Origin of the sequence: Paenarthrobacter sp. TE4293 (genome assembly GCF_050435325.1) — a bacterium.
Classification (GTDB): Bacteria; Actinomycetota; Actinomycetes; order Actinomycetales; family Micrococcaceae; genus Arthrobacter; species Arthrobacter nitroguajacolicus_C.
Window position 1 is genome coordinate 201,074 of record NZ_JBNJRY010000003.1, and the last position, 20,907, is coordinate 221,980.

General features: G+C 64.6%; 18 protein-coding genes. 7 read left to right on the plus strand and 11 right to left on the minus strand.

Annotated features, from left to right (window positions below; genetic code table 11):
• Positions 1 to 22: 22 nt before the first annotated feature.
• Together QF015_RS07260 and QF015_RS07265 are read right to left on the minus strand one after the other, a co-directional pair.
• Positions 23 to 697 carry a response regulator gene (locus QF015_RS07260; protein ID WP_310206183.1) on the minus strand — a complete coding sequence of 225 codons (675 nt, stop codon included), beginning with the start codon at positions 695 to 697 and terminating at the stop codon, positions 23 to 25.
• Complete coding sequence (locus QF015_RS07265; RefSeq protein ID WP_429388027.1) at positions 694 to 2,208, minus strand: sensor histidine kinase; 1,515 nt, start codon at positions 2,206 to 2,208, stop codon at positions 694 to 696. The genes QF015_RS07260 and QF015_RS07265 overlap by 4 nt, the downstream gene beginning before the upstream one ends.
• A 152-nt stretch (positions 2,209 to 2,360) precedes the next feature.
• Here QF015_RS07265 and QF015_RS07270 point away from each other — a divergent pair, with 152 nt between their 5' ends.
• From QF015_RS07270 to QF015_RS07280, 3 genes are read left to right on the plus strand one after another with little or no spacing between them, the layout of a single operon-like run.
• The gene (locus tag QF015_RS07270) at positions 2,361 to 3,056 is read left to right on the plus strand and encodes a Tat pathway signal protein (RefSeq protein WP_429388030.1); all 696 of its coding nucleotides are present in this window, start codon (positions 2,361 to 2,363) and stop codon (positions 3,054 to 3,056) included.
• Positions 3,057 to 3,058: 2 nt separating this feature from the next.
• Complete coding sequence (locus QF015_RS07275) at positions 3,059 to 4,264, plus strand: glutathionylspermidine synthase family protein (RefSeq protein WP_429388033.1); 1,206 nt, start codon at positions 3,059 to 3,061, stop codon at positions 4,262 to 4,264.
• Complete coding sequence (locus tag QF015_RS07280) at positions 4,261 to 5,787, plus strand: APC family permease (protein ID WP_429388035.1); 1,527 nt, start codon at positions 4,261 to 4,263, stop codon at positions 5,785 to 5,787. Before QF015_RS07275 ends, QF015_RS07280 begins: the two co-directional genes overlap by 4 nt.
• A 12-nt stretch (positions 5,788 to 5,799) precedes the next feature.
• Here QF015_RS07280 and QF015_RS07285 read toward each other — a convergent pair whose 3' ends face one another.
• A complete protein-coding gene (locus tag QF015_RS07285) occupies positions 5,800 to 7,155 on the minus strand; it encodes a glycosyltransferase 87 family protein (protein WP_429388038.1) in 1,356 nt (451 codons plus the stop codon).
• A gap of 177 nt (positions 7,156 to 7,332) precedes the next feature.
• Between QF015_RS07285 and QF015_RS07290 the strand changes: the two genes are divergently transcribed.
• Positions 7,333 to 8,508, plus strand: a complete 1,176-nt coding sequence (locus QF015_RS07290; protein WP_310206203.1) for an acyl-CoA dehydrogenase family protein — start codon at positions 7,333 to 7,335, stop codon at positions 8,506 to 8,508.
• A gap of 98 nt (positions 8,509 to 8,606) precedes the next feature.
• On the opposite strand, the gene QF015_RS07295 is transcribed toward QF015_RS07290, so the two are convergent.
• Positions 8,607 to 9,998 (minus strand): MFS transporter, encoded by a 1,392-nt coding sequence (locus QF015_RS07295; RefSeq protein WP_429388042.1) that lies wholly within the window; start codon positions 9,996 to 9,998, stop codon positions 8,607 to 8,609.
• Entirely contained in the window at positions 9,995 to 10,528 is a 534-nt protein-coding gene (locus tag QF015_RS07300; RefSeq protein WP_429388044.1) for a winged helix-turn-helix transcriptional regulator, read from the minus strand. The genes QF015_RS07295 and QF015_RS07300 overlap by 4 nt, the downstream gene beginning before the upstream one ends.
• 194 nt (positions 10,529 to 10,722) lie before the next feature.
• Here QF015_RS07300 and QF015_RS07305 point away from each other — a divergent pair, with 194 nt between their 5' ends.
• Entirely contained in the window at positions 10,723 to 12,861 is a 2,139-nt protein-coding gene (locus tag QF015_RS07305; protein WP_310206213.1) for a phosphocholine-specific phospholipase C, read from the plus strand.
• A 41-nt stretch (positions 12,862 to 12,902) separates the two neighbouring features.
• Here QF015_RS07305 and QF015_RS07310 read toward each other — a convergent pair whose 3' ends face one another.
• The 4 genes from QF015_RS07310 to QF015_RS07325 all read right to left on the minus strand — a co-directional run bounded on the left by QF015_RS07310 (position 12,903) and on the right by QF015_RS07325 (position 17,222).
• Positions 12,903 to 14,156, minus strand: a complete 1,254-nt coding sequence (locus QF015_RS07310; RefSeq protein WP_310206216.1) for a glycosyltransferase 87 family protein — start codon at positions 14,154 to 14,156, stop codon at positions 12,903 to 12,905.
• 4 nt (positions 14,157 to 14,160) lie between these two features.
• Positions 14,161 to 15,330, minus strand: coding sequence for a cystathionine gamma-synthase (locus QF015_RS07315; protein ID WP_310206219.1), 1,170 nt, complete (start codon positions 15,328 to 15,330; stop codon positions 14,161 to 14,163).
• Positions 15,331 to 15,393: 63 nt separating this feature from the next.
• Positions 15,394 to 16,779 carry a cystathionine beta-synthase gene (locus QF015_RS07320; protein WP_310206222.1) on the minus strand — a complete coding sequence of 462 codons (1,386 nt, stop codon included), beginning with the start codon at positions 16,777 to 16,779 and terminating at the stop codon, positions 15,394 to 15,396.
• 50 nt (positions 16,780 to 16,829) lie between these two features.
• Entirely contained in the window at positions 16,830 to 17,222 is a 393-nt protein-coding gene (locus QF015_RS07325; protein ID WP_310206225.1) for a VOC family protein, read from the minus strand.
• A 131-nt stretch (positions 17,223 to 17,353) separates the two neighbouring features.
• Between QF015_RS07325 and QF015_RS07330 the strand changes: the two genes are divergently transcribed.
• The gene (locus tag QF015_RS07330) at positions 17,354 to 18,325 is read left to right on the plus strand and encodes a DNA-3-methyladenine glycosylase family protein (RefSeq protein WP_310206228.1); all 972 of its coding nucleotides are present in this window, start codon (positions 17,354 to 17,356) and stop codon (positions 18,323 to 18,325) included.
• A gap of 24 nt (positions 18,326 to 18,349) precedes the next feature.
• Here QF015_RS07330 and QF015_RS07335 read toward each other — a convergent pair whose 3' ends face one another.
• Positions 18,350 to 20,026 carry an AMP-binding protein gene (locus QF015_RS07335; RefSeq protein ID WP_429388048.1) on the minus strand — a complete coding sequence of 559 codons (1,677 nt, stop codon included), beginning with the start codon at positions 20,024 to 20,026 and terminating at the stop codon, positions 18,350 to 18,352.
• Between the two features lie 83 nt (positions 20,027 to 20,109).
• Here QF015_RS07335 and QF015_RS07340 point away from each other — a divergent pair, with 83 nt between their 5' ends.
• Positions 20,110 to 20,391, plus strand: coding sequence for a putative quinol monooxygenase (locus QF015_RS07340; protein ID WP_310206234.1), 282 nt, complete (start codon positions 20,110 to 20,112; stop codon positions 20,389 to 20,391).
• A 108-nt stretch (positions 20,392 to 20,499) separates the two neighbouring features.
• On the opposite strand, the gene QF015_RS07345 is transcribed toward QF015_RS07340, so the two are convergent.
• The gene (locus tag QF015_RS07345; protein ID WP_310206238.1) at positions 20,500 to 20,877 is read right to left on the minus strand and encodes a thioredoxin family protein; all 378 of its coding nucleotides are present in this window, start codon (positions 20,875 to 20,877) and stop codon (positions 20,500 to 20,502) included.
• Positions 20,878 to 20,907: the final 30 nt, after the last annotated feature.

Consider the following 20,907-nt stretch of genomic DNA (forward strand, 5'->3'; position numbering starts at 1 on the left):
CTACGGACGGTCCGGGGCGGGGTTAAGGATCAAAACGGTAGCCCATGCCCGCTTCCGTGTGCAGGTGGCGCGGCTCGGCCGGATCCCGTTCCAGCTTCCGGCGCAACTGGGCGATGTACACCCGCAGGTATTGGGTTTCCTTGGCGTAGGCCTGGCCCCATACCTGGGTGAGGATCTGTTGCTGGCTCACCAACTTCCCCTTATTGCGGACCAGCAGTTCCAGGATGTTCCATTCCGTCGGCGTCAGCCGGACCTCCGCGCCGTCCTTCACGATCTTCTTGCCGGCCAGGTCCACCATGAAGTCGGCGGTGGCAAGCGTTGGTTCCTCATGCCCGGTGACCACACGGCGGGAGGCGACCCGAAGCCTGGCAAGCAGCTCATCCAAACCGAAAGGCTTGGTCACGTAGTCGTCCGCACCGGCGTCGAGCGCTTCCACCTTGTCCTCCGATGCGTGACGGGCAGACAGCACGATGACTGGCATGCTGCTCCAGCCCCGGATGCGGCGGATCACCTCCACGCCGTCCATGTCCGGAAGCCCGAGGTCCAGCACCACGATCTCCACGGGCTGTTGCGCGGCGGCCTGCAGGGCTTCCGCCCCGGTGCCGACCGACAGCGCCTGGTAGCCGTGGGCCTGGAGGGTTATTTGCATGGCGCGGGCAATCCGGGCCTCGTCCTCGACGATAAGAACCAGTGTCATTGCGCGTCACCAGTCCACAGCGGGAGGGTGACCACCATGGTCAAGCCACCGCCCGGCGTCGGCTCCGCCGCGAGCCTGCCACCCATCGCCTCGCTGAAGCCCTTGGCCACGGCGAGGCCCAAACCGATCCCTCCCCCGGCGCTGTGCCCTGGCGCCGGGGAGTCACCGAATCGTTGGAACGGCTGGAACATGGTGAGGACTTCCTCGCGGCCCATTCCCCTGCCATGATCCACAATCCGCAGTTCGCCGGCGGGCCGGTCCCCCAGCGTGATGCCGGCACCGGTGCGGGCCGTCAGGACAACATCGGATTCCGGCGCGTACTTCACGGCGTTCTCCACGATGTTGGCCACTACACGCTCCAGCATGCCTGCGTCCGCCTGTACCGGCGGAAGGTTGGGTGGCAGTTCGTTGCGCAGGTGCCCCGCCGGAACTCCCCGCAGGGCCTGCGGCAGCACCTCAGCCCACATGATGCCGGTCAGCAACGGATTGACGGCGTCAGCCGTGATGCGGGACATGTCCAGGAGGTTGTCCACCAAGTGATCCAGGCGGTCGGCATACTCCTCGATGGTCTCCAGCAACTCCCGCTCCACCTCCGGCGGGAAGTCCACATCCTCCTGGCGCAGGCTGCTGACGGCAAGCTTGATGCCGGCCAACGGTGTCCGCAGGTCATGCGAGACGGCCCGCAGAATGGAGGTCCGCATTTTGTTGCCCTCCGACAACCGGACATTGTCGCGACGACTCTTCACCAACTGTTGCCGCTCCCGCACAGCCACTACAAAGGCCCCGAACGCGGCAAGCAGCCGCTGTCGTTGCGCGGACATCGGGCCGCCGCGCAGCAGCAACGTGTACTGGGGATCGACGACGGCGGCATGGTCGGCGGCGGCATGCGTCACCGGCGGATTGGGGCCGGCGCTCGCCAGCACCTGCCAGGCGGGGGCCGCCCCGGGCATGGCGGACGTGCCGGGGGCCACGGAGCCCAGCAAGGTCACCGCTTCCATCCCCAGGTTCCCGCGGACCTTCTCAAGGAACGTTTCCAGGCTCCCGTCCGAGCTCAGGATGCGCAGGGCCAACTCGCTCAACGCGGTGGCTTCGGCTTCTGACCGCGCTGCCTCCTGGGCCCGCCGGCTGGCCAGGCCCACCGCGAGCGCGACGCCGCACGCCACGGCAAGGAACACCACCAGGGTGAACAAAGTGGTGGGATCGGCAATGGAGAGTGAGCCGACCGGGTCGGCAGAGAAATAGTTCAGCAGGAAGCTGCCGAGCACGGCGGCCACCACTGCGGGCCACAAACCGCCGATGGCGGCAACGGCCACTGCCACCGCCAGTTGCAGCAGCATGATCATGGCGAAGTTGCGGAAATTGAGGACCGTCGCGAGGAATTCGACGGCGGGTGGCAGCAGGAGCGCCAGGACCAGGCCCGTGACTACCCGCCCCTTACCGATGCCGCGAACCGGTGGGAGCCGCAACAGCACGGCGTCCTCGCCGTTGCTGTCTGCCACCGGTGCCGCCATGGCTCCATCCTTACACGCTTCCCGTCGTGGGGAGTTCTCCCCATTTACGGCCGTCATCCGTGCCAGCACCGCCGGCAAGGACTAGGCTTGCTCTGAGCATTCTGGTCCGGCGTGGCGCCGGACACATCAACGGTCTATCCAGGGGGATATACATGGGCCCGAAAGACAGCCCTGACGCAGCCGGCAACAACGGCGGCAGCAGGGACAACAACGCCGACTTCGGAGCGGGCAACAACCCGCCAAAGCCCCCACCGTGGCAGGTGCCCAAGCCCGAACTCCATCCTGAGCTGTTCACACCTGTTGAGCCGGACCAGGGCACGGCGAAGGAAAAGACCAAGAAGGTGCCTGCCGGTGCAGCGCAAGGCGGGGCTGGGACTCCCCTGCCCGGACAGCCGCTCCCCGTGGTGGACCCTTTCGCCAAGGAACGCGAACGCAACGAGGCCGAGGCAGCAAAGAAGAAGAAGCGTTCGCACCGCCGCACTTTGGTGGTGGGCCTGGGCGTAACAGCGCTCCTGGCCGGAACCATCACCGCGATCGTGGCCAGCAACGAGCAGGAAGCTGACTACGCGCAGGTCTGTTTCAACGAGGAAACCGGCGAGCGCGTAGACGACAACCAGTGTGACAACAGCAGCTCGGCCGGCCGCAGCTCCGGTGTGTACGCCTGGTACTTCTACTCCCGTGGCGCCAGCGTGCCTGCTGTCGGCCAGAACCGCAGCGCCTACCCGAGCTACACCAAGAACGTCCCCTCGGGGGCCAAGTCCTCTACCGGTTACAGCACCAAGGGCGGCACGGTCAGCCGCGGCGGCTTCGGCAGCAGCTCCAAAAGCGGCGGAAGCTCGGGAGGCTAGGAATGCGTCGACTGCCCTCCCAGCCCAGGCCGGACTGGAAGCAAAAGATCGAAGAGCAGGGCCTGGTGTTTTCCACCACCACCATGCCCGATGGTCGCAAAATCGAATACTGGAACGAATCGGCGTTTTACGAATTCAACGAGGACGAGGTGGAAACCCTCGAGAAGACCGCCGAAGACATGCACCTTATGTGCCTGGAGGCCGCGAAGTACCTGGCCACCGGAGCCATGGGCGACATCGGCATCGGGCAACAGGCACTGGAACTTGCCGGCGAGTCATTGCTGGCTGCCGACATGGATATCTACGGTCGCTTCGACTTCATCTATGACGGCAAGGGCGGCCCGGCCAAGATGCTGGAGTACAACGCCGATACACCCACCGGGCTGATCGAAGCCGCCGTCGCCCAGTGGTTCTGGCTTCAGGACGTCTTCCCGGAAAAGGACCAGTGGAACGGAATCCATGAGGCCCTGATCCGGCAATGGAAGAAGCTTCAGTTCCGCACGGGCATGAGCACGCTCCACGTGGCCCATTCTGAAGCGGAGGAATCTGGCGAAGACTGGATGACGGCCGCCTACATGCGGGACGTCGCGAGCCAGGGTGGCTGGACCACCATCGGCATCAACATGTCCGACATCGGCTGGGACCCCAACCTGAACCGGTTCGTGGACCTGGACAACTTCATGATCAGCACCATGTTCAAGCTGTACCCGTGGGAATTAATGATGAAGGAACCGTTCGGGCAGCGGCTCCTCCAGCGTGCCCACAACCCCCGATGGGTTGAGCCGGCATGGAAGATGCTGTTGTCCAACAAAGCACTGCTCGCGGCCTTGTGGCATCTCTACCCCAACCACGAGAACCTGCTGCCCGCCTACCTCGGGGACCCTGGGCCGCTCAAGGAATGGGTGGCCAAACCGCTGCACGGACGCGAGGGCGACAACATCCGCATCCACGCTCCCGGTATCGAGATCCAGCAGCCTGGCGGGTATGGCCGCGAAGGCTGGTGCTTCCAGCAGTACCACTCCCTGCCCGACTTCGATGGCAATCATCCGGTCCTGGGACTCTGGGTAGTGGATGGCGAATCCGTGGGCTGCGGTATCCGCGAATCCGACGGCCCCATCACCGACTACTTCTGCCGCTTTGTTCCCAATACCATCGACGCCCCGGCGCCTGCCGCGCCCACTGCTACTTCCTACGGAGCTGCGCTATGAGCACTGAAACCTCGACGACGGGTGGCGGCCCAGCGGGCGGCGACCGTACCGCCGTCGTCCCTCCCAAAGGCCTCCACGCCGGGATCCTTGACCTTGGCGACTCCGTCATGCTGGGCCTGGCCTCCACCGCTCCCGTCTATTCGCTCGCGGCGACGCTGGGATTGATCGTGGCCGTCAACGGCAACTACACGCCGCTGATCCTGATCCTTGGCTTCATCCCGGTCCTGTTCATCGCCTATGCGTTCCGTGAGCTCAACAGCGCAATGCCCGACTGCGGCACGACGTTCTTTTGGGCCCGCAAAGCCTTCGGTCCGTGGGCCGGATGGTTGGGCGGCTGGGGCGTTGCCCTTGCCGGAATTGTGGTTCTCGCCAACTTGGCGCAGATCGCGGGCAAGTACCTGTGGCTGCTGATCGGCGATGGTTCCCTGGCCGACAACACATGGCTGGTGACGGCAACCGGCGTGCTGTTCATCGTGTTCATGACATATGTGAACCACCGCGGCATCCGGCTGGGCGAGCACGTCCAGCGCACCCTGACCTACATCCAGTACATCTCGCTGGGCATCTTCGCTGTGGCCATCATCGTCCGGATCGCCGGCGGGGCTCCCGAAGGACAGGCTTTCGACTTCGAATGGTTCAACCCGGCAGGCGCTTTCGCGGACCCCGGCGCCGTGGTCCACGGAGTCCTGCTTGCACTGTTCATCTATTGGGGCTGGGACACGTGCCTGGCGCTCAATGAAGAAACCGAGAACCCGGCCAAGACTCCCGGCCGTGGCGCGGTCATCTCTGCCTCCGTCCTGGTAGCGATCTACGTTTCCGTAGCCCTGCTGGTGATGATGTACGCCACGATCGGTACCGACGGCATCGGCCTGGGTAACGAGGCCAACCAGGATGACGTCTTCCTGGCCATGAAGGACGTCGTGCTGGGTCCGTGGGGCTGGCTGATCATCGTGGCCGTGCTGGCCTCTGTCCTGTCCTCCACGCAGACCACCATCCTGCCCACGGCCCGCGGGACACTGTCCATGGGCGTGCATGGCGCCCTGCCGGCCCGGTTCGGCAAGGTCCACGAGCGTTTCATGACCCCCGGCTTCTCCACCCAGGTCATGGGCGCGGTGGCCGTGGTCTACTACGTGGCCATGAGCTTCCTCAGTGAAAACCTGTTGTCGGATTCCATCAGCGCCATCAGCTTGTTCATCGCGTTCTACTACGCCCTGACCGGGTTCTCCTGCGTGTGGTTTTTCCGCTCCACGCTCCGGGAGTCCGCCCGCAATCTGTGGTTCCGCGGCATCCTGCCACTGCTGGGAGCCCTGTCCCTGACCGCAGCGTTCTTCATCTCGGCCGTCCAGATGTGGGATCCGGCCTATGGCGATACGCAGATCTTCGGGATTGGCGGGGCTTTTGTCAGCGGTGTGCTGCTGCTGGCCCTGGGTGTGGTGCTTGCTGTTGTCTGCCGCTTCGCTCCGTCCACGCGCGGCTACTTCACCGGTGACCGCGCAGCGGCCGGCGTGGTCCGCGGCGACTAACCTTGCCGGCGGCTAGCCTTGCCGTGCGGCCCACCGGCGCAGGCGGGTGGGCACATCCGGGGTGTCCTCGATCCGGATGGAGTGGCGTCGCAGGGCCACGAGCCAGCACACGAGGATCGAGGCGGCGCAGAACACTCCCGCACTGGACGCCATGATCCAAAGACCCGGCGTCTGGACATTCAGGTCCGGGGAACCCAAGGCCAGGCCGATGGTCTTGGGTGAGAAGAAGAACACCACCGTGGAAACCGCAAGCACAGCACCCATCACCACGCGCTGCGCCCGGTAACGGCGTGGCGTTTCCTTGATGGTCCAGGCGCATGCCGGCAGGACCACGGCCATCCAGACCCAGTGGTGGGACCACGAAACCGGGCTGATGAGCAGCATGGCGAGTGCCGTCGTCGAGATGGCAATGACGCGTGCGCCTTGCGCGCTGGCCGCCCTGATGAGCAAAGCTGCTACGACAATGGTGGCCAGGCTCAGGGCAAGCCAGGGCAGCGTCACGGCGTCGTGCGGGACACCAAAGTGCAGGAGCGTGCCCTTGATGGAGAGGTTGTCCACATAGCCGGCACCGCCGATCCGGGACGTATCGGGAAGGATGTCCAGCCAGAACTGCAGGGATTCCGTGGGCCGCAGCAACCAGCCCAGCAGCACCGTGGCGGCAAAGCCGATGGACATGGTCGCGAGTCCACGCCAATCCTTGCGCATCAGGAAATACAACCCGAAAACCAAAGGCGTCAGCTTGATACCCGCGGCAACACCCACCAGGAAGCCGGTGGCCCAAAAGCCCCGCCGCTTGGACATCCCGCCCAAGAGGTCGATCACCATCAAGCCCATGAGAATGATGTTGACCTGCCCGAACGCCAGGGTTTCGCGCCATGGCCCCAGGAGCAGGACAGCAAGGAACAAGCCGGCGGCGATCCAGCAGCTGGTGGCTGAGGCGAGTGCACTGCGCAGATCGGGCTTGGCGGACCAGTATCGGACGATTGTGACAGCCACCCACGCTGCCAGGGCCACACCCGCTACGTTGAACAGCATGAGTGCCGACACTTGCGGCAGCCGCGCCAGCAACCCAAAGACCAAGGCCGCGAACGGCGGGTAGGTGAACGGGAGCTGTGGGCCACCCGCCGATGCTACGGTGGGGCCGTAAAGGTCCGACGGCGACGTCCCGGCCTCGTTGAGGATGCTTCCGCCGAACCAGTAGACACTGAAGTCCAGGCCTTGCTTGGCCCAGTCCGCGAGCATCATCCACACGGGCACTGCTACTGCGGCAAGGGGCAGCAACCGAAGTGCCGGTGATAATCGGGAGGCCGGTGTGGGCGGTGCCGTGGCCTCCGCCGTGGTCCTTGAATCGACGTCAGGCAGTGCCATGCAAAATCCCCCAGTTAGCCAAATCGCAGCGGGGGACGTGCGCGACCCCCGGCTCCATACTACTGAAGGGGATCCCCTCCCCTGCCGTGCGCAGGGTCCGGCGCCGCGGCGCCCGCAGGGGCCGGCGCCGCGGCACCCGGGTCCCTTCCCTGCGTTCCAGCGGCCTAGGATGCTGGAATGAGCGATTCAACGACGAACACCTCCGACGTCCTGGCCCTCGATTCCCTGCTGACGCCGGACGAGCTGGCCCTCCGCGAGAAGGTCCGTGACTACACTGCCCAGCGCATTCGTCCGAACATCGCGCGGTGGTACGAGGATGCCCTCTTCCCGCGGGAGATCGCCCCGGAGTTGGGTGAGCTGGGCCTTTTGGGCATGCATCTGGAGGGTTATGGCTGTCCCGGCCGTTCCGCCGTCGAATATGGCTTGGCCGCCATGGAACTGGAGGCCGGCGACTCCGGCATCCGCACATTCGTTTCGGTCCAGGGCTCCCTCGCCATGACGGCCATCCACCGCTGGGGTTCGGAGACCCAGAAGGAGCAGTGGCTTCCGCAGATGGCAGCCGGCGAACTGATCGGGTGCTTCGCGCTGACCGAACCGACCGCAGGTTCGGACCCGTCCGCCATGACCACGTTCGCCCGTGAGACGGCCGATGGCTGGGTCCTTAACGGCGCCAAGCGTTGGATCGGACTCGCCTCGATCGCCGACGTCATGGTGGTGTGGGCAAATACCGAGGATGGCATCCGCGGCTTCCTCGTCCCTGCCGGGACGCCGGGAGTGGCTGCGACGCCCATCGAGCCGAAGCTCTCCATGCGTGCCTCCGTCCAGTGCGATGTGACGTTCGACAACGTGCGGCTGGGTCAGGATGCTATCCTCCCCGGTGCCGCCGGCCTTCGAGGACCGTTTACCTGCCTGAACGAGGCCCGGTACGGCATCGCATGGGGTGCCATGGGAGCAGCGCGCGATTCCTACGAGGCCGCTCTCGAATATGCCGGGACCCGGCTGCAGTTCGGCCGGCCGCTGGCGGGCTACCAACTGACCCAGGAGAAATTGGTGAACATGCTGGTGGAGATCCAGAAGGGCACCATGCTGGCCCTGCACCTGGGCCGGTTGAAGGACGCCGGCCATCTTCAACCACAGCAGATATCCCTGGGCAAGCTGAACAACGTCCGCGAGGCCATCAAGATCGCCCGGGAAGCCCGCACCATCCTCGGTGGAAACGGTGTGACCCTGGACTACTCCCCGCTGCGGCATGCCAACAACCTGGAGTCCGTGCGGACCTACGAGGGCACGGACGAAGTCCACACCCTGATTCTGGGGCAGCACATCACCGGCATCGGAGCCTTCCGCGGCTAGGGGTCAGGCTGGGCCAACAAAGTAGCACCACCCGTTGCGGGGCCCGCTCTGCACGCTTCCGGACAGGAATGGCCTGCAGAGCGGGCCCCACAACACCATCAGGCAACCGCGACGGGTTCCTTCCTGGCCGCATCCTTGCGAATGGTTGCGCTGATGACCGCGGCCACGGTGCACATGGCGGCCGCGCCCAGCCAGGCGTAGTTGTAGTGGCCTGTGGCGTCGCGAATGAACCCGGCGGCGAGTGCGGCAGCCGCCGCGCCGAGTTGGTGCGCGGCGAACACCCAACCGAACACCACTGAGCCGTCGGCCCCAAACACCGAGCGGCAGATGGCGGCCGTTGGCGGCACGGTGGCCACCCAGTCGAGCCCGTAGACCACCACGAAGATGATCATGCTCGGTTCCACCGACGAGCCCAGGAGCAGCGGCAGCACCAGCAAGCCAATTCCCCGGAATTGGTAGTACACGGCCAGCAGGACTTTGGGATTGAAGCGGTCAGTCAACCAGCCGGAGGCAATGGTGCCCACGATGTCGAAGATTCCGACGACGGCCAGCAAGCCTGCCGCCGTGGTTTCGGGCATGCCGTGATCGTGAGCGGACGGAATGAAGTGCGTGCCGATCAATCCATTGGTCGTCGCCCCACAGATCGCGAACCCCGCTGCCAGGGCCCAGAACGTACGGACCTTGGTGGCCCGCTTGAGGACCTGCAAGGCACGGACAGCCGCATTGGCGGAGTCCTTCGGCGCCACAGTTCCCGGCGACGCGACCACAGCGCCCGGCTTGCCGTCCGGCGTCGCGGTTGATCCGGCGTCGACGACTTGAGCGGCAGGTTCTTCGGCACCGTACGGCAGGACCCCGACGTCGGCCGGCGAGTTCCGCAGCCAGCGCAGCACCAGCGGGACGACAGCCAGCGCACCGGCCGCGATGAGCAGCGACGCTCCACGCCACCCCGGGTTCTGGGCGAGCGCGGCGATGAAGGGAAGGAACACCAGCTGGCCGGCGGCACTTCCGGCAGTCAGGATCCCAATGACCAGTCCACGGCTCTTGGCGAACCATGTGTTGGCAATAGTTGCCGCGAAGACCAGGGCCATGGAGCCAGTGCCCAGGCCGATCAGCAGCCCCCAGGTCAGCAGGATCTGCCAGGACTGGTTCACAAACACAGTGAGTGCCGATCCAAGGCCGATGAGGCACAGCGCGAGCGAGGTGACCTTGCGGATGCCGAAGCGTTCCATGAGCGCCGCAGCGAAAGGTGCCGTCAAGCCGAACAGGACCAGGTTGATGCTGACAGCCAGCGACAACACCGTGGTTGACCAGCCGAATTCCTCCTGCAACGGCACCATGAGCACACCCGGTGCCGCACGGAACCCGGCAGCTCCCACCAGTGCCAGGAATGCCACTGCTGCCACGATCCACGCAGGGTGGAGCCGGCGGCGCTTGCCTGTGGGGACACCGGCCGTTTCCGGTGGCGTTCCTGTGACATCGGGAGCGGTCATGCGGGGATCTCCGTTTCGGGGGAAGCTGATGCGCGGGTTTCTGCGGGCGCGACGGCCAGCGGCTGTGGATGGTCGCTGCGTTTGAAGCTGTGCCAGCTGGTGTTGGCCGCGGTCAGTCCTGTGCCGCAATGGGTGCAGGTGTCGGCCGACGACATGGCCTGTCCGCAGTCGGTGTGGATGACTTTCATATGGGAGACCTCGTCGGGTGCGTCAAGGTTCTTCTCGGCCCAAATGATGATGGCATTGAGCACTGGCAGTGCGTCCTCGCCTTTGGGTGTGAGGACATATTCCTGCCGCGTGCGGCTCCCGTCCTGATAAGGCCTTTGGGACAGCAGGCCCGCCTCAACCAGCCAGCCGAGGCGCTTGCTGAGTACATTGTCGGCAACCTCGAGGCGATGCTTGATGGCCTCGTACCGGCCGTTGCCGAAGAAGACCTCACGCAGGACCAGGCTTCCCCAGGGATCGCCGAGAACATCGAGGCCACGGGCGAGGCTGCAAGTGCGGGCAGACCAGTCTGAGCGGAGGGGCATGAGGTCAAATTAGCTGACTTTCCTAAAGAAAGCCAGAGTTGGCGTGAACGTGACGGCGCCAATACTCGCCATCCTCCTTTGAAGCCAAGTGTGATCTACGCGACACACCCCGCCGGTTTGCCTCGCTTTCATCGGAGGTTTACCCGGGCTGATTAGGCTTGCCCGGTCTACTCTGACCACGAAAGGCACCCTGAATGTCCTCGAATACCCCCGAAATGGTTAATCGTTCAACCGATGCGGCCGGGATTTCCCGCCGTGGCTTCCTCGGTACCGCTGCCGCAGCGACGGCCCTCGCGGCCGCCGGGTCCCTCCTGCCGCCTTCGGTGCAGGCAGCCATGGCCAAGCCCGTCCCGCCGGGAAGCCTGAAGTCCATCAAGCATGTAATTGTGTTGATGCAGGAAAACCGATCATTCGATCACTACTTCGGATCGCTGCGTGGCGTCCGCGGCTACGGAGACAAAGCCGTTTCCCGACTGCGCAACGGCAAGTCCATGTTCGAGCAGCCGCGCGCTACGGGCGGGACCGTGCTCCCGTTCTCCCTGCGCAAGGCCGCCGAACTCGCCGGCAGGCCAGGCACCGACATCCAGTATCTGGGCGACTTGGACCACTCCTTCAACGGCACCACTACGGCGTGGAACAACGGCTGGTGCGACCAGTGGATTCCGGCCAAGAGCGCGTCCACCATGACCTTCTACGAACGCCAGGACATCCCGCTGCAATACGAACTCGCGGACACCTTCACCATCTGCGACGCTTACCACTGCTCCGTCAACGGCTCCACCAACCCCAACCGCAACTACCTCTGGAGCGGCACCACGGGCAACGAACCCGGAACCACCAAACGCGCCGTCACCAACGCGGCCTACGGCTACGACCACGGCGGCTACGACTGGACCACCTACCCCGAGCGGCTGGAGCAAGCCGGCATTTCGTGGCGGATCTACCAGGATTGGGACAACTTCACGGACAACGCCGTGGAGTATTTCCAGACGTTCAAGGCGATCGGACACAAGATGCTCGCCTCAGTAGAAGGAAATTTCCGGACCACCGAGGAGTTCTACGACACGGTCAAGGGCAAGACGGCCGCCGAACAGGACCGTCTCCTGGCCCAACTGGACCAGGCCCGCGCCGCCCTCACGGACGCCGAGAAGGCACTGTTCGATAAGGCCATGTGGCGTGGACGACCCGACACCCTCCTGGAACGCCTGGGCGCGGACATCAAGGGCGGAACCTTGCCACAGGTCAGCTGGCTGGTGCCCTCCGCAGCCGACTCCGAGCATCCCGGCGCTTCCACCCCGGTGGGGAGCGCAAACTTCGTCTACCGCCTGCTGGACACGGTAGCCAGCAACCCTGAGACGTGGGACAGCACCGCCATCTTCCTGAACTTCGATGAGAACGATGGCTACTTTGACCACGTCCCACCGCCCGTCCAGCCACGTCCTGCATCGGGCGAGTCCACGGACTGGACCACGGCCAGGCCGATCGGCCTTGGCCCGCGCGTCCCCATGACAGTGGTTTCGCCATGGACCATCGGCGGCTACGTCAGCTCCGAAATCTTCGACCACACCTCCGTGCTGCGCTTCCTGGAACGCTGGACGGGTGTGGAGGAACCAAACATCTCGCCTTGGCGCCGCGAGGTTTGCGGTGACCTGACCGGCGTCTTCAACTTCGCCTCCCCGGGCACGCCCCCGGTCCTTGACCACCCCGGTGCCGTGCCGGCAAAGATCAGCCGTTGGCGCCCGAATCCGCCGGCAATCCAAGTGGCTCCGATCCAGGAAACCGGCAGCCGGCCAGCCCGGCCACTCCCCTACCGGCCACAGGTCTCGGCCGCAGTCCAGCCCGGCAGGATCACCGTGTCCTTGACGAACAAGGGAAACCGTTCCACCCACTTCGCCGTGTACGGCTACGCCGGCGAGGTCACCGAACCCCGGCACGTGGACGTCCTCGGCACCCAGGACGTGGAACTGCCGCTTGCCTCGGGAGCCTTCGACGTCGTCGTCACCGGCCCCAACCGCTACCAGTACGAACTGAAAGGCACGACGGCGGGCGCCGCGTCCGGCGTCGACGTCACCGTGACCGGGGGCCGCGGCAGGAAAGCCGTGGAACTGGAACTAAGAAACAACGGCAGTGCCAGCGTGACCCTGAAGCTCGAGTCCCTGAACTACGCGCAGACCAGCCAGACCGTGAAGCTCAAAGCGGGGCACACCAAGAAGGTCGGCTGGGACACCCTTGGGGGCTGGTACGACCTTCAGCTCACGACGGCAGAGGACGCGTCGTTCCGGAGGCGCTTGACCGGACGTGAGGAAGACGGACAGGAAGGCATCTCAGGCTAGGCGGCTCACGGATCCGGCCCTCGCGGCCGGGTCCGTGCGGCCTATTTCCTGGTCCGCGAGGGGTGGTAGGCCACTGCCCAATAGACCAGCATGGCAATTCCGCACACCACGCCAAGGGACGAAATCATGAGCTGCCACTGGGTCTGCGGGTCCTTGCCCCACTCCGCAGCTCCGGCCCAGACGGCCAGGTTCTTGGGTGTCATGAAGAAGGCAACCGTGGAGCAGGCCGCGATGATCCATCCGGCGGTGCGCATCCGGCCGGATCGCGAGGGTACCCGGTGCATGGCAAACGCCATGCTGGGCAGGGCAACGGCAACCCACACCCAGTGGTGCGACCAGGAAACCGGGCTGATCAGGAGCATCAGGATGGCGGTGGCCGAAACGGCGATGAAGTTCTCGTCGGCGTCCACGGCCCACTTGATGATGAGTCCGGCAAGGATCACCAAACCAAGGGAAAGGACCATCCACACGACGTTGGTGAGCGAAGAGTCCGGCATGCCGAAGTGCAGCAACAGCCCCTTGACGGAGAGGTTGTCCACATACGCGGGTCCGCCAATGCGGCCGGTGTCGGGCAGGATCCTGGTCCAAAAGTCCAGGGAAGCCTGCGGCAGGACTGCCCAGGCCGCCGCGATGGAGCCGAAGAAGCCCACGGCCATCCAGCCAAGGGCCTTGAAGTCGCGGCGCACCAGGAAGTACAGACCAAACGCCAGCGGGGTGAGCTTCACACCGGCTGCCAGCCCGATCAGGAGGCCTGCGGGCCAACGGATGGCACCGGCGCGGACCTTTCCGTACAGGGCGAAATCAGTGAGGATCACGCCCATCAGGATGATGTTGATCTGCCCGAAGACAAAGGTGTCCCGCCAAGGCCCCAGGAGCAGGATGGCCCCGGTTCCCACCAAAGCCGTGGTCCTGAAACGGTAATCGGCAAACGCCTCCCGCCAGGTGGTTAACGCGAAGTAATGCCTAGCCAGCCAGGCCGCCACCACAGCGGCACCTGCCAAGGCAACGAGGATGAACACCAGACTGCTCGCGAAGAAACCCATGGCTGCCAGGCCGGTAAAAAGCAGGGCGGCAAAGGGCGGGTAGGTGAACGGCAAGCCCTCCCGGACGGCGTAGAGGTCACCGCCTTCGAGGACCTTGCCGCCGCCGTAGAAGTAGACCTCGAAGTCGTTCAGCGCGGGCTGGTAGTCGGTGTAGAGGAACCACACTGCAACGGCGAGGGTCAACGCGCCGGCTGCCGTGAGGATCCAGCCCCGTTGGGTGGTGGAAGCCACCGTTTGTGAAGGAGAGACCACAGCGTCAGCCGTTGCTGATCTTGGCAAAGGCCTGTTCAAGGTCGGCAATCAGGTCCTCCGCTTCCTCGATCCCGCAGGAAAGGCGCAGGAGGTTGACGGGAACGGCCAACTCGGTGCCCTTCACCGAGGCGTGGGTCATCTCCGAGGGGTAGTTCATCAGTGATTCAATGCCGCCCAGGGATTCAGCAAGCGTGAAGACCGACGTGGATTCGGCAACCGTGCGGGCAGCGGCCTCACCGCCCTTGAACTGTACGGAGACCATGCCGCCGAACTTCTTCATCTGCTTGGCAGCCAGCTCGTGGCCGGGGTGGTCAGGGAGACCCGGGTAGAGCACTGCTTCCACCTCCGGGCGCTGCAGCAACCACTCAGCCACCGCTTGTCCATTGTCGCTGTGACGGTCCATGCGGACACCAAGGGTCTTGAGGCCGCGGGTGGTGAGGAAGGCATCCATGGGCCCGGAGACGGCACCGACGGCGAACTGGATGAAACCGATCTTCCCAGCGAGTTCAGCGTCCTTGACCACAATCGCGCCACCGACGACGTCGGAGTGGCCACCGATGTACTTGGTGGTGGAGTGGACCACCACGTCCGCACCCAGGGCGAGCGGTGTCTGCAAGTAGGGAGACGCGAAGGTGTTGTCGACCACCAGGAGGGCACCGGCGTCGTGGGCTACAGCAGCGAGCGCCTCGATGTCGGTGATCTTCATCATCGGGTTGGACGGAGTCTCCACCCACACAATGCGGGTCTTGTTCGCAGCGACGGCAGCAGATACGGCGTCGAGGTCGGACATGTCCACAGGGGTGTTGCCGATGCCCCAGTCGCCCAGGACGCGGTTGATGAGGCGGTACGTGCCACCATAGGCGTCGTTGCCGAGCACGATGTGGTCACCGGGGCGGGCGAGCGCGCGGATCAGCGAATCCTCGGCGGCGAGGCCGGAACCGAACGAGAACGCTGCGGTGCCGCCTTCCAGGGCGGCAAGCTGTTCCTGGAGGGCGTCGCGCGTCGGGTTGCCGCCACGGCCGTACTCGTATCCGGAGCGCAGGTTGCCGATGCCGTCCTGGGCGTAGGTGGAGCTGAAGTGCAGCGGCGGCACCACGGCACCGGTCCGCGGTTCGAAAGCCTGTCCGGCGTGGACGGCGCGCGTGTTGAAGCCGGCGTTGTTGGTGGCAGACATGGAAGCTCCTCTTGGTTCGTTGGACGGTTGGTTCAAGGGCCGGGAGGGACCCAGCGCCGGCGTCTAGTTGCTCAGGTATGCCAGCAGGTCGTGGCGTGTCAGGATGCCCACCGGGGCGCCCACGAAGGTGACCATGACGGTGTCGACGTCGGACAGCAGCTCACGCGCTGCGGAAATGGTTTCCAGGGAGCCGATCACGGGCAGGCGTTCACCCATGTGTTCGGAGATTTTATCCGTCAGCTTCGCTTCGCCGCGGAACAGTTTGCTGGTGAGGCTGCGTTCATCCACGGCGCCCATGACTTCGCCCATGACGACAGGCGGTTCCTGTGAGAGCACAGGGATGTGGGAGACGCCGAACTCGTTCATGATGTTGATGACGTCGCGGACGGTCTCGTTCGGGTGGATGTGGACCAGGTCCGGCATCTCGCCCGTCTTGGACTTGAGGACCTCGCCCACGGAAGACTCTTCGCCGCCGGAGAGGAATCCGTAGGAGCGCATCCACTGGTCGTTGAAGATCTTGGCCAAATAGCCGCGGCCGGAATCGGGGAGGATCACCACCACCACAGCGGACTCGTCCAGGTCCTTGGCAGCCTGCAGGGCAGCCACCACCGCCATGCCCGATGAGCCGCCCACCAGGAGGCCCTCTTCGCGGGCAAGGCGGCGGGTCATGGCGAACGAGTCGGCATCAGAGACGGCAATGACATCGTCCGGCACGGAAGGGTCGTAGTTTGCGGGCCACATGTCCTCGCCCACGCCCTCCACAAAATAAGGCCGGCCGGTTCCGCCCGAGTAGACCGAGCCTTCCGGGTCGGCCCCGATAATCTTGACCCGGCCGCCGTCGGACTCTGCACGGTCAGCCGAAACCTCCTTCAGGAAGCGTCCGGTGCCGGTGATGGTGCCGCCGGTTCCGGCGCCAATGACCACGTGGGTGACCCGCCCGTCGGTGTCCCGCCAGATTTCCGGGCCCGTGGACTCGAAGTGGCTGCCGGGGGCGGCGGGGTTGGAGAACTGGTCCGGCTTGAAGGCGCCCGGAATCTCCTTGACGAGCCGATCGGACACGCCGTAATAGCTTTGCGGGCTGTCGGGGGCCACGGCCGTGGGGGTCACTACGACCTCGGCGCCATAAGCCTGCAGGACGGCGCGCTTGTCCTCGCCCACCTTGTCCGGCACCACGAAAACGCACTTGTAACCCTTTTGCTGGGCCACCAGCGCCAAACCCACTCCCGTGTTGCCCGACGTCGGCTCAACGATGGTTCCGCCCGGCTTGAGCCTGCCGTCCTTTTCCGCATCCTCGATCATCTTCACGGCGATCCGGTCTTTGATGGATCCGCCGGGATTGACGTATTCAAGCTTCACCAGGACGGTGGCTTTGATGCCGTCGGTGACGTGGTTGAGCTTGATGAGGGGCGTATTGCCGATGAGGTCCAACACGGACTGGGCGTACTTCATAGGTACAAAGTTACCGCCTGCCCGGCGTGCGGCTTGCTTCGGCCCCGCCGCTACGTGCCTGCGGAGGTGTCGGTCTGCCATACGCCCAGAACGTTGCCCTCGGTGTCCTTGAAGTAGGCATACCAGCCCATGGTGGGGACGGCGTCCTTGGCTTGGACCACGCTGCCACCGGCGGATTCCACCTGTTGGAGGGCGGCATCGATGTCCTCGACATCAAGGGTGAGGATGGGCGTCTTCAGCGTTTCCGTCCGTGGAAACAGTGCACCATTGATGGCTCCGGGCTCCTTGGGTGCGCCCGTCTGCTCATCGGAGGGTGCCGTGATGGCGATGGTGTAGTCCATCCCTTGCATGGGGCTCAGGTTCCAGCCGAAAGCACTTTCATAGAAAGTATTGGCCCGTTCTTTGTTGTCCGTGGGAATCTCGAAATGCACAATGGCAGCCATGGCTCGCGCTCCTTGTTCCTGGGATATGGCGCGGCCCACCCACGCCACATCACGGAGTCTAGCCCCGGCCGGATGCTGCCGTAAGGGGCTTCCCGCAGCATATTGTCCGCTGGGCGTGGGAGCATAAAAACATGACCATCGCAGACGCCCCGCCCGTTGTTGCGGCCGCGGCAGATGCGGCCGTCCGGTGGCATCCGGGCGGTTCCTTCCGCTTGGACCAGACCATGTTCCCGCTGATGCGCGGCAACGCCGATCCTTCCTTCGCCGCCCACACCAACGGTTTCTGGATGGCCTTCACCGCTGCGTCGGGGCCGGTCACAATGCGGCTTTCTGCGGGTGGGGTGGGCACCGGCTCCTTCGTGGACGCCCAAGCCTGGGGACCGGGGGCGGAGGACGCCGTTGGGGGAGTGCCCAGGTTGCTGGGAGCCGATGATGATTGGTCCGCGTTCGACGAGCCCGCATTCCATGCCACCCTCCCCCGCCTTGTCACTGAAGCACGACGCCGGAACCTGGCTCTGCGGCTGCCCTCCACCGGGCGGATGGTTGACTCCCTGGTGCCCACCATTTTGGAGCAAAAAGTCACCACTCTGGAGGCACGGCGCGGGTACCGGTATTTGATGTACCGCTACGGAACACCCGCCCCAGGCAAGGCTCCCACCGGGCTGCTCGTCCCTCCTACCGCCCGGCAGTGGTTGGCCATTCCGTCGTGGGAGTGGCACAAGGCCGGGGTTGGACCACAACGCTCGGCAACGGTCATGCGGGCGCTGCAGTCCGCCGTCGCGCTTGAACGGTTGGCAAACCTGGACTCGGCGCAGGCCAGTGCCAGGATGCAGACCATCCCCGGGATCGGCATCTGGACCGCGGCCGAAGTGGTCCAGCGGACCCATGGCTGCCCGGATTCAATCTCCGTGGGCGACTACCATCTGGCGTCATACGTGGGCTACGCGCTGACCGGCCGCAAGACCGATGACGCCGGCATGCTGGAGCTCTTGAAGCCCTGGACCGGGCAAAGGCAGCGGCTGGTGCGGATGCTGTATGCGAGCGGCTTCCGTAAACCCACTTTCGGGCCGCGGATGACGGTTCAGGATCACCGCCGGCACTGATGTTTTAGCGACCCCGCGTTCACGTTAGAGGTGCAGGCGGGAGACCGCCTCCTGCCTCATGTCGACTTTCCGTACCTTGCCCGAGACCGTCATGGGGAAACTCTCACGGACGTCCACATAGCGCGGAATCTTGTAGTGGGCCAGCTTCCCGCGGCAGTACTCCACCAGGTCCTCAGCGCTGAGCTCCGCTGCGCCAGGTTTGAGGATGATGCAGGCCATGAGCTCCTCCCCATACTTCGGATCAGGCACGCCGATTACCTGGACATCCTGGATGGACGGGTGCAGGTACAGGAATTCCTCGATTTCCCGTGGATAGATATTCTCGCCACCACGGATCACCATGTCCTTGATGCGGCCCTCGATCACCAGGTACCCGTCGTCATCCATGCGGGCAAGGTCGCCGGTGTGCATCCAGCCCTCACCGTCAATGGCCTCGGCAGTCTTGTCCGGCTGGCCCCAATAGCCATTCATGACGGCGTACCCGCGGGTGCAGAGCTCGCCGATCACGCCCCGCTCCACCACCTCGCCCGTCCCTGGATCCACAATCCGGCTCTCCAGGTGCGGCATGGTCCGCCCCACGGTGCTGGTGCGCTGTTCCAGGGTGTCCCCTGCACGGGTCATGGTCGAAACGGGTGAGGTCTCCGTCATGCCGTAGCAAATGGCCACATCCACCATGTGCATCTCGTCGATGACGCGGCGCATCACTTCGATGGGACACAGCGAGCCCGCCATCACTCCGGTCCGCAGGGTGGAGAGGTCGTAGGAAGCAAAATCCTCCAGCGCGAGCTCGGCGATGAACATGGTGGGCACCCCGTAGAGCGAGGTCCCACCGAAGTCCTGGACCGCTTCCAAGGCAGCAGAGGGGTTGAAGCCACGGCCGGGGATGATGGTGGCGGCGCCGAAGCTCAGCGCGTTCAGGTTCCCGATCACCATGCCGAAGCAGTGGTAGAACGGCACCGGGATCACCACGCGGTCGTGTTCGGTGTAGTTCAGCAGCCTGCCGATCGAGTGCCCGTTGTTGAGGATGTTGTGGTGCGTCAGCGTGGCGCCCTTGGGAAATCCCGTGGTACCCGAGGTGTACTGCAGGTTGATGGCATCGTGCGGATCGAGTTCTGCCATCCGGTCCCGGATCGCTGAAGGCCCGACGCCGTCAGCCCGGGTCAGGAGCTCGGCGTACGTGAGTTCGTGGTTGGCTTCCGGTTCGCCAACCTTCAGCCCAAGAGCAGCGTCTCCCGGGAGGAAGACGATTTCCCGCAGTTCCGGACAGCTGCCGGCCGCATTCCTGGCCATGCCGACATAGTCGCTGTTCTTGTCCGAGGGCGCAGTCACCAGCATCCGCATGCCGTTCTGCTTCACCACGAACTCAAGCTCGTGGCTCCTGTACGCGGGGTTCACGTTGACCAGGACAGCCCCGATCTTGGCGGTGGCGTACTGCAGGATGGTCCACTCGGCACAGTTGGGACTCCAGATGCCGATCCGTTCGCCCTTGTCCACCCCCGTGGCGAGCAGCGCCCGGGCGAGGCGATTGACGTCGTCGTTCAGTTTTTCGTAGCTCCAGCGCCGGGCGTCACCGCCGGGCGTCGCGGCCGCTTCGATCAGGGCGTCCCGCAAGGGAAACTGTGCAGCGATGCGCTCAAAATTGGCGCCGATGGTCTCTTCGAGCAGCGGGACGTCAGTGTCTCCGGCAGTGTAGGACAACATGACGGAACGCTACCAAGGGACTGCCCGCAACAGAACCGTAACCACCTCCAGTGGGGCCGTGTCCTGCCGGTAGGGTTGGATCCATGAGTGCACCCATTGACCTGCAGGCCACGTTCATCCCCAACGACGGCGAATTCTTCCGCGTGAAGCTCGCCCTGGAAATCGCCATTGACGAGGTCGTGAATGAGCCCGGCTGCATCCGTTACGAACTGACCGAAGCCACCGAGGAAAAGCTCGTCCTCACGGAACGCTGGGAATCAGAAGAACTCCTCGAGAAGCACTCCAAGGGCATCGCCGTCCAGGACCTGAACGAGTCCCTTAGCGCGCTGCTGGCTGAGCCCGTCAAGCTCGAACGGCTCCAGTAGCTTTCCCGCAGTACAGCGAGAACGCCTTAAAGAATCGAGGTCGCCGGAATTTTCCGGCGACCTCGATGCGTTTCCGGCGGTCTCGATATTCCGAGCCGCCGCGTGGTTCTAGTTTTCCTGGGCCTCGGCACGCGCTTTGGCAACGTGGGCATGGACTTCATCCATATCCAGGCCTTTCACGGCCTCGATGACCTGCTCAAGCTGCGGACCGTTGAGGGCGCCCGGCTGCGAGAAGACGAGGACCTTTTCGCGGAAAGCCATGAGGGTGGGGATGGACGTGATCCCCGCTTCGGCGGCCAGCTGCTGCTCGGCCTCCGTGTCCACCTTCGCGAACACGACGTCGGTGTGCTTCTCCGACGCCGCCCCGTAGGTGGGCGCAAACTGGCGGCAAGGACTGCACCAGGCAGCCCAGAAATCCACCAGGACAATGTCGTTGTCCTCGATGGTCGATGCGAACTGTTCTCCAGTGATGTCAACTGTAGCCATGCTTCCACGGTACGCGACCCGGCCTGCTAA

Excerpts from the sequence above, each read along its gene's own strand:
- QF015_RS07260 (WP_310206183.1), bottom strand. The coding sequence starts at position 697 with ATGACACTGGTTCTTATCGTCGAGGACGAGGCCCGGATTGCCCGCGCC.
- QF015_RS07265 (WP_429388027.1), bottom strand. The coding sequence starts at position 2,208 with ATGGCGGCACCGGTGGCAGACAGCAACGGCGAGGACGCCGTGCTGTTG.
- QF015_RS07270 (WP_429388030.1), top strand. The coding sequence starts at position 2,361 with ATGGGCCCGAAAGACAGCCCTGACGCAGCCGGCAACAACGGCGGCAGC.
- QF015_RS07275 (WP_429388033.1), top strand. The coding sequence starts at position 3,059 with ATGCGTCGACTGCCCTCCCAGCCCAGGCCGGACTGGAAGCAAAAGATC.
- QF015_RS07280 (WP_429388035.1), top strand. The coding sequence starts at position 4,261 with ATGAGCACTGAAACCTCGACGACGGGTGGCGGCCCAGCGGGCGGCGAC.
- QF015_RS07285 (WP_429388038.1), bottom strand. The coding sequence starts at position 7,155 with ATGGCACTGCCTGACGTCGATTCAAGGACCACGGCGGAGGCCACGGCA.
- QF015_RS07290 (WP_310206203.1), top strand. The coding sequence starts at position 7,333 with ATGAGCGATTCAACGACGAACACCTCCGACGTCCTGGCCCTCGATTCC.
- QF015_RS07295 (WP_429388042.1), bottom strand. The coding sequence starts at position 9,998 with ATGACCGCTCCCGATGTCACAGGAACGCCACCGGAAACGGCCGGTGTC.
- QF015_RS07300 (WP_429388044.1), bottom strand. The coding sequence starts at position 10,528 with ATGCCCCTCCGCTCAGACTGGTCTGCCCGCACTTGCAGCCTCGCCCGT.
- QF015_RS07305 (WP_310206213.1), top strand. The coding sequence starts at position 10,723 with ATGTCCTCGAATACCCCCGAAATGGTTAATCGTTCAACCGATGCGGCC.
- QF015_RS07315 (WP_310206219.1), bottom strand. The coding sequence starts at position 15,330 with ATGTCTGCCACCAACAACGCCGGCTTCAACACGCGCGCCGTCCACGCC.
- QF015_RS07320 (WP_310206222.1), bottom strand. The coding sequence starts at position 16,779 with ATGAAGTACGCCCAGTCCGTGTTGGACCTCATCGGCAATACGCCCCTC.
- QF015_RS07325 (WP_310206225.1), bottom strand. The coding sequence starts at position 17,222 with ATGGCTGCCATTGTGCATTTCGAGATTCCCACGGACAACAAAGAACGG.
- QF015_RS07330 (WP_310206228.1), top strand. The coding sequence starts at position 17,354 with ATGACCATCGCAGACGCCCCGCCCGTTGTTGCGGCCGCGGCAGATGCG.
- QF015_RS07335 (WP_429388048.1), bottom strand. The coding sequence starts at position 20,026 with ATGTTGTCCTACACTGCCGGAGACACTGACGTCCCGCTGCTCGAAGAG.
- QF015_RS07340 (WP_310206234.1), top strand. The coding sequence starts at position 20,110 with ATGAGTGCACCCATTGACCTGCAGGCCACGTTCATCCCCAACGACGGC.
- QF015_RS07345 (WP_310206238.1), bottom strand. The coding sequence starts at position 20,877 with ATGGCTACAGTTGACATCACTGGAGAACAGTTCGCATCGACCATCGAG.